The organism is Chloroflexota bacterium, from assembly GCA_040902225.1.
In the GTDB taxonomy this organism is placed as follows: Bacteria; Chloroflexota; Limnocylindria; order QHBO01; family QHBO01; genus CF-167.
The window spans coordinates 626,918-639,562 of sequence record JBBDXT010000004.1 but is presented as its reverse complement, the minus strand read 5'-3'; the positions used below and the strand labels follow the sequence as shown (position 1 = coordinate 639,562).

9 protein-coding genes, 1 tRNA gene and 1 pseudogene are annotated in these 12,645 nt (G+C 67.9%); 4 read left to right on the top strand and 7 right to left on the bottom strand.

The genetic code is table 11. The annotated features are described in order from the left end of the window. Positions 1-29 precede the first annotated feature (29 nt). On the top strand, positions 30-626 hold the full coding sequence (locus WEB29_05490; GenBank protein ID MEX2136401.1) for a hypothetical protein: 597 nt from the start codon (positions 30-32) through the stop codon (positions 624-626). Positions 627-776: 150 nt separating this feature from the next. Here WEB29_05490 and WEB29_05485 read toward each other — a convergent pair whose 3' ends face one another. From WEB29_05485 to WEB29_05475, 3 genes are all read right to left on the bottom strand, one after another. Further along, complete coding sequence (locus WEB29_05485) at positions 777-2,075, bottom strand: tetratricopeptide repeat protein (protein MEX2136400.1); 1,299 nt, start codon at positions 2,073-2,075, stop codon at positions 777-779. A gap of 310 nt (positions 2,076-2,385) precedes the next feature. Next, the gene (gene ligD, locus WEB29_05480; protein MEX2136399.1) at positions 2,386-5,040 is read right to left on the bottom strand and encodes a DNA ligase D; all 2,655 of its coding nucleotides are present in this window, start codon (positions 5,038-5,040) and stop codon (positions 2,386-2,388) included. 4 nt (positions 5,041-5,044) lie between these two features. Continuing rightward, on the bottom strand, positions 5,045-5,710 hold the full coding sequence (locus WEB29_05475) for an HAD family hydrolase (GenBank protein ID MEX2136398.1): 666 nt from the start codon (positions 5,708-5,710) through the stop codon (positions 5,045-5,047). Positions 5,711-5,799: 89 nt separating this feature from the next. Here WEB29_05475 and WEB29_05470 point away from each other — a divergent pair, with 89 nt between their 5' ends. Further along, complete coding sequence (locus WEB29_05470) at positions 5,800-6,546, top strand: HD domain-containing phosphohydrolase (GenBank protein ID MEX2136397.1); 747 nt, start codon at positions 5,800-5,802, stop codon at positions 6,544-6,546. A 32-nt stretch (positions 6,547-6,578) separates the two neighbouring features. Here WEB29_05470 and WEB29_05465 read toward each other — a convergent pair whose 3' ends face one another. Both WEB29_05465 and WEB29_05460 read right to left on the bottom strand, forming a co-directional pair. After that, on the bottom strand, positions 6,579-7,157 hold the full coding sequence (locus WEB29_05465; GenBank protein ID MEX2136396.1) for a hypothetical protein: 579 nt from the start codon (positions 7,155-7,157) through the stop codon (positions 6,579-6,581). Between the two features lie 68 nt (positions 7,158-7,225). Next, the gene (locus WEB29_05460) at positions 7,226-8,437 is read right to left on the bottom strand and encodes a hypothetical protein (GenBank protein ID MEX2136395.1); all 1,212 of its coding nucleotides are present in this window, start codon (positions 8,435-8,437) and stop codon (positions 7,226-7,228) included. Between the two features lie 384 nt (positions 8,438-8,821). Between WEB29_05460 and WEB29_05455 the strand changes: the two genes are divergently transcribed. Beyond that, on the top strand, positions 8,822-10,387 hold the full coding sequence (locus tag WEB29_05455) for a hypothetical protein (protein MEX2136394.1): 1,566 nt from the start codon (positions 8,822-8,824) through the stop codon (positions 10,385-10,387). Between the two features lie 64 nt (positions 10,388-10,451). Here WEB29_05455 and WEB29_05450 read toward each other — a convergent pair. Continuing rightward, positions 10,452-10,526 (bottom strand): annotated as a pseudogene (locus tag WEB29_05450) (peptide-methionine (R)-S-oxide reductase). Between the two features lie 85 nt (positions 10,527-10,611). Then, a tRNA-Val gene (locus tag WEB29_05445) sits at positions 10,612-10,688 on the bottom strand. A 303-nt stretch (positions 10,689-10,991) separates the two neighbouring features. Here WEB29_05445 and WEB29_05440 point away from each other — a divergent pair. Continuing rightward, on the top strand, positions 10,992-12,644 hold the full coding sequence (locus WEB29_05440; protein ID MEX2136393.1) for an HD domain-containing phosphohydrolase: 1,653 nt from the start codon (positions 10,992-10,994) through the stop codon (positions 12,642-12,644). Position 12,645: the final 1 nt, after the last annotated feature.

Genomic DNA, 12,645 nt, shown 5'->3' with positions numbered 1-12,645 from the left:
GGAATCGCCTCGCTAGAGTTGAGCCCGACATGGGCAGCCGCTTTAATGGCTCGCGGTTCAGCCTTGGGCGCGGTCGTCCGTCGCAGACACGGCTCATGGCGGCCGAGCGGCGCCGAGGACCGGGCCCCCGGGCGCAGACCTGGCTTTCCTGGGCAGCGGCTGCGCTGGGTGTGGGCGTCGTGGCCTTCCTGGTTGGACGTGCCGGCTCGGAGGCGGGACTTCCGTCCCCTACGCCTTCGCCAAGTGCGCCTGATCCCCTGCCGATCACGTATGGAACCGCCCTGGACCCCGTCAGCGGGGAGGCGGTCGAGCCGACCGATCGCTTCCGGGATGGCGACCCCTTCGCCTACTCAGTGCGCATGCCGGCCGCACCGGGGGTGGAAACAGTCCTGGTCGAGATCATCCGGCTCAATGCCGATGGCACCGAGACGGTCGCGCAGTCGCTGTCTGACGGTGAGCAGGGCATCGTGCCGACCTCGCGGGTCCTTGCCTTCGAAGTGCTCAGCGCGACGCTGCTGGACGCATGGGGTCCGGGCGAGTACGCGATGCGAATCTACCTGCCCGGTGCGGTCGAACCATTCGCGGCAGGGCGCTTCACGCTGGTCGAAACACCGATGGCGTCCTGATTTCGCCGGGCATTGGGATCGGAGCTGTGCCCGATCTCCGATCCCGATTCCCCGGCTCAGAGTTGGCCCCGCGCCGGCATTGCACCTGGCGGGTACCCAGACCAACTCCCTGTCGGCAGCGTAACTGCACCGGACCGCACCTGTCAACCGTTATTTGACCGCGAGCGCCTCCCTGGTCAACTCGTAGGCCCCACGGTGATCACCCAGCGTCGCGCGCAGCTCGGCCCACTCCCGCAGCACCTCGCGCGTCCGTCCGGCTGAGTGCCCCGCTCGGGCGAGGATCGCCGCCTCGTCGTAGCGCGCCTCTGCCCCCTCCGCGTCGTCGTTCGCGCGCAGCGCGCGAGCTTCGGTGAGCATCGCAGTCAGCTCGACCCCGCGATTCCCGGTGGCCCGTGCCATCTCGATCGCCCGGCGGGCTATAGCCGCCGAGTCATCGAGGCGACCCTGGGCCAGTGCGACCTGCGCATCGGTATCAAGCACGGCGCACAGGAAGCGGTCGTCGCCAACCTCCTCAAACGCGGCGCGAGCTTCGTCGGCGAGTTCTGCCGCACGCTCGACATTGCCGCTGGACAGATACGCCAGCGCCAGCGTGTTCTCGATCTGCGCCGATTCGAAGACCGCACCCGCGGAGCGAAGCAGAGCCAGCCCCTGCGTCCCCGTCCGGATCGCTGCCTCCAGATCCCCGGTCTCCTGGTAGCTGATGGCCAGGTTGAAGAGGAACATCGCGCGTCGCCGGTCGTCGAGGTCCTCGGCCAGGCCGCGGGCGGTCTCGAGATGTGTCAGCGACCGCGCGTGGTCGCCGCTGCGCGACGCTACGGCGGCGAGTGCCATCAGGAGGCGCATCTCGAAGTCAGGCTCGACCTTCAGGCCCGCTCGTACCCGTTCGAGGAGCGAGCTGAGGAGGCTCTGCGCATCCGCCTCCTGGTCCGAGAGGTAGAGCCCGTACGCCAGCCAGTAGCGGGCCAGCGCCTCGTCCGAGACGCGTCCAAGCGAGCTGAAGAGGCGGGCCGCCTCCGCCGCGGCGGTGACCGCGTCCTTCCCCTTGTCCAGGCGTGCCAGCGCCTCGGCGCGACCACGGAGGACCTCGGCGCGACCAAGGTCATCGAGAGGGATGTCGAGGAGTGACGCGTAGCCATCGGCGGCGGCCTGCCAATCTCCGGAGGCCAGCGTCATGTCGACCGCCAAGCGGCTCCACGTGGGATTCTGCTCGTCCAGGAAATGGCTGGGTGGGAGCGAAAGCCGCTCGGCCAGGTAGCTGAGCGCGACCATCGACGGGCGCGCGATCCCGGTCTCGAGCGCGCTGACGTACGCCTTCGTGTACCGATCGCCCGCCAATTGCTGCTGTGTCAGCCCGCTCCGCTTGCGTGCGTCCCGGAGGCGCGCGCCGATCTGCTGGGCGAGTGCGCTGTCGTGCGCAGTGCTCTGTAGCGGCAGGCGGGTACGCGGCATTGACGGGAGTATACGGGGCTTGGCAAGTCCCATTTGACCAGTGCGTCCCCCGGAAGTACTGCCCGGCCCTCGCCACGCAGGTACGGATGGGTGATTGAAGGGGCGACCTCCGGGTACGAATGTCTGTGTGCGGTCACGTCTCATGCGAGGCGGCTGCCTTGAGAGGGAGACGGGAATGCGCAGCGCACACACCGGCGGCGGCTGGCCCAGCTAGATCCGTCGCCCCCTTACCGTTCGCAATTCGCCGCGGGCGGCTCCGTTCCTGTGACTCCCAGGATCGGCGCTCCACCCGCGGCCTTTCGTTTGCCGCTCACAGGGGTGGCAGCTTCTGGGCCAGGCTCAGGGCAGGCGCGAAGAGGTCGCCCAAGGCCGCGACCCGATCGGGCAGGGAGCTGATCGTCCAACGGTCGGGTGCGAGCTCGGGATCGTCGAGCTCGTCCCACGTGATCGGCGCCGAGACGGGGGCTCCTGCTGATGGTCGAGCCGAATAGGGTGCCACCAGCGTCCGGTTAATCGCGTTCTGGGTGAAGTCGAGCCGAGCTCGGCCGGCGCGGTCGCGCTTCGACCACTCCCAGCTGACGAGCTCGGGGACCATCTGGCCCACCGCCTTCGAGAGCGCCTCGACCCAGTCACGGGTCTGCTCGAAGGTGGAGGTGGGCTCGATCGGCAGCCAGATCTGGACGCCGCGCTTGCCGCTCACCTTCGGAAGGCCGATCACCCCCAGATGCTCGAGCGCGGTCCGATACAGCCGTGCCAGAACGAGGATCTCATCGAACGTCGTCTCGGTTCCCGGGTCGATGTCGATCAGCGCGAAGGTTGGCCGGTCCGGAGCCTCCGTGCGAGATGTCCACGGGTGCAGCTCAATCGCGCCCTCCTGCGCCAGCCATGCGAGCGTCGCGACGCGATCGACGACCACGTAATCCTTGGCCCCCTCGCTTCCCGTGTAGGACCAGCGCGCGATCCAGCTCGGCGCATGGCCGGGCAGATCCTTCTGCCAGAAGCCGGGCTTTCCGATTCCATCGGGGAAGCGCTGGAGGTTGAGGCCGCGACCCGCCAGGTGCGGCACGAGGATCGGTCCCACCGACACGTAATGCCGAATGAGGTCACGCTTCGTAAGCGCCGGATGCCCATCCGCGGAGGGGAAGAGCACCTTGCCGAGGTTCGTCACGCGCACCTCGTGGCCCGCAACCTGCCAGGTGCCGTCGCGATCCATGGCGTCGAGGGCCGAGAGCTCCGCAGCGGTCGCCTCCACCACTGTGGTGTTCAGGTGATCTGATCTCCTGTTGCGCGCTGCGGCAGGCGCGCGGGCCGCGACCCGCGCGGCGGGCGGTGCCTCTTCGCGAACCACCGCGGCAGGCTCCTTCCCCACCTCGATCCCCTTGAAGGCCGCCTGTCGCAACAGACCATCAGACGTCCATTCTGCAAATTCCGCGCGGATCACGATGCGTGGCTCGACCCATCGCGCAGCCGGCAGGCGCGGCACGGGATCCAGCGGCGAGTCCTCGCGCTGCAGCGGCTCAAAGGCCTTGAGGAGTTGCCGGCGCATGGTGGCAGAGATGCCGCTGCCGACCTGGCCCGCATGCCGGAGGCGACCATCGGCATTGACGGCGACGATCAGCGATCCGAGGTCGGCGTGGCTCCCCTTCCCGGGCAGCCATCCCGCGACCACCAGCTCCTGCTCGCGGCGCAGCTTGATCTTGAGCCAGTCCCCTGATCGCTTGCCCGGTTCGTAGCGGCTGGCGCGTCGCTTGGCGACGACCCCCTCCAGGCCCCGACCCGCGGCAGCGCGAACGAAGGCCTCCCCCTCCCCGACCACGTGGGCCGCGTAGCGAACCAGCGGATGCGGCCGGATCACCCGATGGAGGAGACGCTTCCGCTCCTCGAGCGGCACGTCGAGCAGGGAGCTGCCGTCGAGGTGGAGCAGGTCGAAGACCATGTAGGCGAGCGGGATCGCCTTCCGTTCGTCTGCGCTGAGCCGAGGCGAATCCGGCGAGCGCCGTCCGGTGGCCGCCTCCAGGCCGCGCAGCCCGGTCCGATCCTGGAGGAGCGAGAAATCGGGACGGCCATCGGGGTCGAGGGCCACGACCTCGCCATCCACCACCGCCTCGCGCGCCACGATCCAGTCGGGCGGGCCGGCCAGGTCGGGGAAATAGACCGCGGCGTCGATGCGGTTGCGGGTCCAGATCCGAACCCCCTTCCCCTGTACCACCGCCTCGACCCGATATCCATCCCACTTGATCTCGTACAGCCAGTCCGGATCGTCGAATGCGCCCTCGGTCAGGGTGGCGAGCATCGGCTTCACGAAGTCAGGAAGCGCGGCGGGGCGCGCGGCGGCGAGATCCGGCTCCGGCTCCACGCTGGGCGGCGGCGCAAGCACATGGGGCGCGATCCCCGCAGCCACTTCGTCATTGGTTCGGCCGGACTTCACGCTGGTGAGATGCTCCTCCGCATCCCAACCTGCCACCGCGTCATCGTCTCGCTTGTGGATCAGCAGCCACTGGCCCGGCTCAGACTTCCGGCCGAAGGCATCCCGCTTCCCGCCCGTCTGGATGATCGTGTAGCGGCCACGCAAGCGCTGGCCGTTCAGCCGAAATTTGAGCTCACCGGCGACCAGTGCCGCGGCCGGATCGTCGGTCTCCTCGGGACTGAAGGTGCCCCAGTCCCACACGATCATGTCGCCCGCGCCGTACTGGCCGGACGGGATCGTCGCCTCGAAGTCGAGATATTCGATCGGGTGGTCCTCGGTGCGCATCGCCATGCGGCGCTGATCGGGGTCCAGGGTCGGGCCGCGCGGGACGGCCCAGCTGACGAGCACGCCGCCAACCTCCAGACGGAGGTCGTAATGCAGGCGGCTGGCCCGATGGCGCTGCACGACGAAACGCCCGCTCCCCTGCCCGATCGCTCCCGGCTCGGGCTCGGGCGTCCGCGAAAAGTCGCGCTTGGACCGATATGTCTCGAGCGGCACCGCGTCAGACCCGGAGTTCGGAAAGGGAGGCGACCACGTGGCGGGCGCCGGCGTTGAGCAGCGTTGCGGCATCGACCGCCCCGCTGGTGACTCCGACCGCGATCATGCCGGCGGCCGAGGCTGCCAGCATGTCCCAGGTCGCATCGCCGACGTACCAACAGCGCGCCGCCTCGGCGTGCAGCTCGTCGGCGGCACGCAGCAGCAGGTCCGGGGCGGGCTTGGCACGCTCGACGTGCGTGCCATCGACGACGAGGGGCGGACGGTCCAGGTCCAGGGCGTCGACCGAGGCAGCCACCTGCTCGCGCCGGCTGGAGGTGGCGATCGCCCATGGCACGCCGGCGACCTCGAGGCGCCGGAGCAGGTCATGGACGCCGGGCAGCGGCTGCGGCTGGCGATTCAACCGGGCGAAGATGGCGCCGCAACGGGCGTCGATGCGCTCCTGTCGTCCGGCCTCCAGCGTGATTCCAGCGACGGTGGCCACTTCGCGGGGCAGGCGCTTTCCATCCGTCCCGATCAGGGCGGCAACATGGCTGCGCTCAGCGGGGATCCCCTCCTCCCGGAAGACGGCAAGCCACGCCTTGATCCGCGACTCGACCGTGTCGACCAGTGTCCCGTCCAGGTCGAAGATGACCGCGGCAGGCGGTGGCGCGGGGCGGAGGGGCTCGGACATCGGTCTACGATAGCCCGTGCGTGAGGGCGGTACCCGGGGGTACCTTGGGGCCATTCCCGCTCAGCGCCGGGCGCCCGACACTGGCCCGCATGAGAGCCGAAGCAACGGCACACAACGCGTATCCGCGGCACGCCGTACGCGTGGCCGACCTCCTGCTGGAGATGGCACCCACGCTGGACGAACTGGCCGGACACGAGCCGGGCCACGCCGTGCGCACCTGCCACCTGTCGATGCGCCTGGCCGAGGCGATGGGCATCGCCGATCGAGATCGGCTTGGGCTCTTCTACGCCGCCCTGATGCACGATGCCGGCAGCGTCTCCGACGTTGACCCTGGCTCGGCGCGCCCGGCCATGATGCGTCGCCTGATGCCGGTCGCCCGCGGCACGGACGAGGAACGCATCGCGGCCGAGCACCGGCGGGTTCGCCGCGGAGCGCAGTTCGCAACGAGAGCGGGATTCGGTCCGGAGGTCGCCGTCACGGTGATGGCGCTCCACGAGCACTGGGACGGCCGCGGCCTGCCGATGGGGCTGACCGGCGAGGCGATCCCACTCTTCGCTCGCATCGTGACCCTCACCGACGGTCTCGAGATTGCGGTCGCGCAGGAGGGTGCGCAGGCGGCCGCCACGACCATCCATGCCCGCTCCGGCACCTGGTACGACCCACAGATCGCATCGGTCCTGTTGACCCTGTGTGCCAATGGGCTCCTTCGCGAGCTCGAGGCAGAAGACCTCGATTCGGTCGTCCGGGACCTGGAGCCCAACTGGTTGGCACGCCTCGCCGATGTGGAGGATGCCGAGCGCATCCGCAATGCGCTGATGTTGTCCGGGGCTGCCTGATAGCCCGTCAGTCGATTGGCGCGACACCCTCTCTAACTAGACGGTCCCTCTGGCTCCTCGACACCGATATCCCGCATCGTCTCGACCCGCCGCATGTTGACCAGGATCACCTCAGCGCGCTGCTCGAACCCCTCGCGCCCGCTGTCCTGCACCACGGCCCGCGTCAGGGGGGCGAACCTGAGGTTCTGACGAAGCAGGAAGCCAGCCGCCTGGGCGCCGGGCGGGATGTGCACCATGCCGGAAACGACGAATGGGCCGATGACGAGCTCGACCGGCTGTTTCGGGCGATGCAGCCTCCGTGATGGATCGGTCGCTCGCGGCGGAGGCACGATGAGAAGCGCGTCCCAGATCAGAAAATGTGTCCATTGCTGATCGGCGCGCTTCTCGATTGGCTGCGAGAGGTCCTCCGGCCGCTCGTCGAGAAGCACCACGGGCAGGATGTCCTGGCGATTGATGAGGTCTGTCAGGCGACCCTGGCTGAGATCCATGCCGGCCAGCGTGCGTTGGCCCGCGGCCCAGAATTCCACCACCGCAAGCTGCGTGGCCGTCGGTTCATCCGTCGGCGGCTCTTCCGATTCCTTGCCGCGGCGGCCCTTCGACAGGAAGCTCACGGTTCACCTCGAGCGGGAAGAAAAGCCCGCGTTAGGGTAGCTGGATCCGGACCACAGAACGCCGTCAGTCATGCGTGGATACCGCCGCGCTTCCCGCGACGGGCGGTGGCGTGAACGACGATCAGCAGCAGCAGCAGCACCAGGAAGGTTGTCACGAGACCGCTCGACACGGGGAGGGTCTGGATTGCGGTGTCCGACATCGTCGGTTCCGTTGAGGTGGCGGTGCCGTCGAGCTGGTCCTGCGTGGGAGGAGTTCCCGGGTCGGTCGAGCCCGGATCGACCGCCTGGGCGGGTGCCTCTTCGACCGACGCATCGCCGAGGGTGGCCAGAGGCTCATCCGCCGGCGCGCCGTCACCGTCAGCGACTGTCTCGTCGCCGGGAGTCGCAGGAAGCTCATCAGAGGGCGCGCCATCGCCTTCGGCGACAGTCTGGTCGCCGGGCGTGGCAGGCTCCTCGACGCCGGACTCATCGGCCGGACCTCGCTGCTCATCCACGGGAGGGAGCGGCTCGTCGACCGGCGAAGCGACTTCCTCGACTGGCGTGTCCTCAGCTGCGGAGACCAGTTCCTCGACCGGAGACTCATCTCCAGGAGGATCGTCGCCTGAGGACTGCTCCACTTCGGACTCCTCGACCGGCGAGACCAGTTCCTCGGCCGGAGACTCATCACTCGGAGGGACGGACTCGTCCGCGGGTGGCGCGGGTTCCTCTGCTGGGGACTCCTCGACCGGCGATGCCGCTTCCTCGACGGGAGGCTCATCCGCGGGCGTCTCCGACTCATCGCATCCGGCATCGACCCAGAAGGTCTTTTTCTTGCTGACCGTAGCGCCGGTGGCAGCCCACTCAACTCGATAGTGCCCAGCCGGCACCTCGATGACGCTCGAACTGTCGATTCCATCGCCAGCCGTGTCGTATACGCCCGAGACCACGGTCGACCCATCGCCCGTCGGCGCCCAGCTCACCACGACCCAGGTGCCGGCCTCGAACGGGGCGTCGAGGGTGAAACCAAGCCAGAAGTCACACACATGCGGTTCGTTGTCGCCGCCTGACGTTTCCACGCCGGTCGCGGCATCGTGGACCTTCACGTTGCCCGACGTCCCAGTTCCGCCGCCACTGGAGCCGTTTCCGTTGGCGCCATTACCGTTGCTGTTGCCGGCGCCGAGCGCCGGACCGACGGACAGGAGCAGCGAAAGGCTGATCACCGCAGCCCCGGCGGCGGCGGCCGGCCCGCGGAGACCGCGAGCGGAAAGGCGATCCTGTGTGGACGCGATCGGCTTGGACATGCCCAGAGGATGGCGACTCCGCGACGGAAGGACCATGACGAAGTAGTACTTCCGGCAGATCGATGACGCGTCAGCGACGGCACTAAATTCGGCGAGTGCGGTCTGATGCAGTACCCGGAGAGTACTCCCGGCTGTACGCGCGACAGTCGCCAGCGCAGGAGAGCGGCTGGTCAGCCAGGGTTCATGGTGGGCGACACTGGACTCGAACCAGTGACCTCTTGCATGTCAAGCATCGCGGCCTATGCAGTGGCCGTGAGGGTGGCGGCACTCGGCATCAGGGTTCGTCATGACGGTCACGGAACGTCCCCGGACGCGGGTTGTGGCCACGCCGGGGACCTCCGCGAGCTGCCGCCATCACCCCCCGTCGTGCGAGAATCGGCGCTCATGACCAAATCGGGCCGACTCCTCCGCGCGACCGCCGTACCGGTCTACCCGATCCTGGCCGCCGCCTACCCGGTCGTCTTCCTCTACGCGCAGAACGTGCACGAGGCAATCGCGCCGTACGAAGTCGTGCTGCCGCTGGGCGTTTCGCTCGGCATCACCCTCGGCGCGCTCCTCGTCTTCTGGGCACTCACCCGCAGCTGGCCATCAGCCGCGCTGATGAGCACGCTCCTGGTGGTCCTCTTCTTCACCTACGGGATGGCCTGGGACTGGATCGGGAAGATGCTGCTCGGGCATTGGGTGCTGGTCAGCGCGTGGGCGCTGGTGGCTGTTATCGGCATCTCGATGATCTGGCGCTTCGAGGGCCTCGCCAGGCGCGTTGTGGTGCCACTCAATGTCATCGGAGCCTTGCTCGTGTGCTTCAACCTGCTGCTCATCGCCGCCTTCTCCCTGAACGTGCGCCCCGGCGGGGTGGTGACCGGTCCTGGGCTGACGATGAGCCCGGCACCCAGCCCCGGGCAGGAGCTGCCGGATGTGTACTGGGTCATCCTGGACCGATACGGGTCAGGCAACGTCATCGACAAGTACTACGACTACGACAACTCGCCGTTCCTCGATGACCTGCGGGCACGCGGCTTCTACGTCGCTGAGCACGCCACCGCCAACTACATCGTCACCGCCCTGAGCATGGTTTCGTCACGCAGCATGGACTACCTGGACTTCGCCTCGCTTCGCGAGCGGGCCACGGCCGACCACGACTGGGGACCGGTCTACTCGGACCTCTCGGCTCCCTTCCAGGTGGAGCATTACCTCGGCAGCGCCGGGTATCGGTTCTTGTACCTGGGCAGCACATGGGGACCCACAGCACGCCACCCGTCGGCCGAGATCAGCTACGTGTACGACCAGCTGGCGTCCGAGTTCCTCGATGTGCTCGAACGTTCAACGATCCTGCGCGCCTTCGAAGGGCTCGGCCCCGAGGCTCCAATCGACTGGCGCCGGAACCGATGGAACCAGATCCGCTACGAGTGGGCCCGCCTGAACCACGCCTCGACGCTCGGCGGGCCAAAGTTCGTGCACGCTCACTTCGTCCTGCCCCATGATCCGTACATCTTCCACGCCGACGGCAGTTTCGTGGCGGCGGAGGAAGAGAACGCGCGCACCCGCAATGTCAACTACGCGGACCAGGTGCAGTTCGCCAACTCACAAGTGCTCGACTGGCTCGGCTCGCTCCTTGCCGTGCCCGCCTCCGAGCGGCCGATCGTGATTATCCAGGCCGACGAAGGGCCCCGACCGGCGCGCTCCATCGCCGAGGGTGGCTTGGACTGGACGAAGGCCACCCGGGCGGAGTTGGAGGAGAAGTTCGGGATCCTGAGTGCCTACTACCTGCCCGGCAAGACGCCCCAGGAGGCCGGACTGTACGACTCGATCACGCCGGTCAACCAGTTCCGCGCCATCTTCCACGCGTACTTCGGCATGGACCTGCCGCTCCTCCCCGACCGCAACTGGACCTTCGTCGACAAGGTGCACATCTACACCCAGGTCGACGTGACGGAGAAGGTGGCACGCTAGGACGAGGCGGCGGTCGGCGCCATCCCTGGGACGTCGGCTCCAGCTTCAGCGCGGCTGAGTTGATTCAGTAGCGCAATCCCGTCGGCCGCGGACCGTCGGCGAAGGGATGGCCCAGATGCCCGCCGCAGGCTCTTTCGTAGGCGCTCACAGATTTCCCTGCGGGTGGCACCGCCTCGATGCTCGACCCCGTTATGGCGGTCATGTCGTGCGTAGATTGATGATTTTGGTGGGCGACACTGGACTCGAACCAGTGACCTCTTGCATGTCAAGCAAGTGCTCTAACCAGCTGAGCTAGCCGCCCACCGAATTCGTGCTCAGGATGAACACTTGCCTATCCGACAAGACGTTCATCGAGCGGACCGAGATCGTATCAGAACTCATAACTAAGCGCGATTTCCTGACCACAGCGCTCGATGAACTCTTGCTTGTACGATTTCCGGGCGCGATGGCGTCTAACCGGGTCATCGCTGGCACACCCGCAAACGACCCACACTCAATTCAAGCCGGTCGAGGGCGGCTCCGCGAGCCGGTATGTGGTCGTCCACCCGACGCACCTGGGCTTCCTCTGGCTTGCGTTCTCTCGAACGAATAAGTTAGGCCGAGCGTGATAGACATAGCCGTCAAGCTGAGCGTTCACCCTAAAGGCGATCAGAACGTGACACCGGACGCACCGAATCCCGGCGAACAGATCCGTGCTGCCGAGGTGATCGCAGCGCTGTCCCTGGCGACGGACCTCGGAATCGGCGTCCCGCTCGAGCATGGGCTGCAGAGCACACTCATCGCGATGCGACTGGGCGAGCGGCTTGGCGTGGATGCGAAGACTGCGTCGCAGACGTATTACACCTGCCTGCTGTTCTACGTCGGCTGCACGGCGAATGCCGACATCGCCGCCGAGATCTTCGGCCATCACAACTCGCTCACGACCTACGGCGCTCCGGTCCGATTCGGCGCGCCCGCTGAGCGCGTCGCCGGCCTGATGCGCGCGGTGGCTCCGCCGACCGGAACCCCACTCCTGCGAGTGCGGCAGCTCGCCTACGGGCTTCCGAAGCTGGCTCGCCTTTTCCCGGGTCAGGTAGCCGCGCTATGCGAAGTGGCCCAGATGCTCACCGACCGGCTGGGCCTTCCCGCGGAGATCGGAGCGATGTTCCTGTATATCGACGAGCGATGGGATGGGAAGGGAGACCCGAATCATGCCAGGGGCGACGGGATTCCGCTCGCGGTGCGGATCGCCCAGGTCGCTCGGGATGCCGCCTTCCAACGCATGCTGGGCGGCCCGGAGTACGCGGCCAGCGTCATCCGCCGACGAGCCGGCAGGGCCTTCGATCCAGTAGTTGCCGCGACACTTGCAGATGGGGCCGCCGGCCTGCTCGCGGCCGATGACGACGGGTCCGCCTGGGTCGAGACGCTGGGGTGCGAGCCGACCCCGCAGGTCACCCTCAGCGGCGACGCCATCGATCGGGCGCTCACCGCCGTGGGCGACTTCGCCGACCTCGCCTCGCCGTTCCTGGTCGGTCATTCGGGAGGCGTGGCGAGGCTGTGCACGAATGCCGGCCACCTGTTCGGTCTGGACGCAAGCGGGGTTGTCGCACTTCGGCGCGGCGCCCTGGTCCACGACGTGGGGCGGGTCGCCGTCCCGGTCAAGGTCTGGCAGAAGCCCGGGCCGCTGACGCCGGACGAATGGGAGGCGGTCAGGTTGCATGCCTATCACACCGAACGCGTGCTCACCCGTTCCCCGTTTCTTGCCGCCCTGGCTCCGGTGGCCAGCTTCCATCACGAGCGGCTCGATGGCTCCGGCTATCACAGGGGGGCGGCGGCGGCGGGCATCAACCGGCCCGCGCGCCTGCTCGCCGCCGCCGATGTCCATCACGCCATGACGGAGCTGCGGCCGTACCGCCAAGCGCTGTCGCTGGAGGAGGCGGCCGTGGCCCTCAGCCAGGAAGTGCGCGCAGGCCGGCTGGACGCAGAGGCGGTGGCTGCGGTGATCGAGGCGTCTGGCCAACCCGTCCCGCAGCTAGAGCGGCCGGCCGGGCTAACCGGGCGCGAGGCCCAGGTCATCGGGCTGCTGGCGCGCGGCTACCAGACGAAGCAGGTGGCCGCGGCGCTCGGGATCTCGGTCAAGACGGCCGATCGCCACGTGCAGAACGCGTACGCCAAGATCGGGTTCTCGAGTCGGGCCGCCGCAGCGCTGTTTGCGATGGAGCATGGCCTCGTCACGTGGGGAGAACTCCCGATTCTCAGGACCTCCGCTCCCCAATAGC

Coding starts and splice junctions, on each gene's coding strand:
- WEB29_05475 (MEX2136398.1), bottom strand. CDS start 5,710: ATGTCCGAGCCCCTCCGCCCCGCGCCACCGCCTGCCGCGGTCATCTTC.
- WEB29_05485 (MEX2136400.1), bottom strand. CDS start 2,075: ATGCCGCGTACCCGCCTGCCGCTACAGAGCACTGCGCACGACAGCGCA.
- WEB29_05460 (MEX2136395.1), bottom strand. CDS start 8,437: ATGTCCAAGCCGATCGCGTCCACACAGGATCGCCTTTCCGCTCGCGGT.
- WEB29_05470 (MEX2136397.1), top strand. CDS start 5,800: ATGAGAGCCGAAGCAACGGCACACAACGCGTATCCGCGGCACGCCGTA.
- WEB29_05455 (MEX2136394.1), top strand. CDS start 8,822: ATGACCAAATCGGGCCGACTCCTCCGCGCGACCGCCGTACCGGTCTAC.
- WEB29_05490 (MEX2136401.1), top strand. CDS start 30: ATGGGCAGCCGCTTTAATGGCTCGCGGTTCAGCCTTGGGCGCGGTCGT.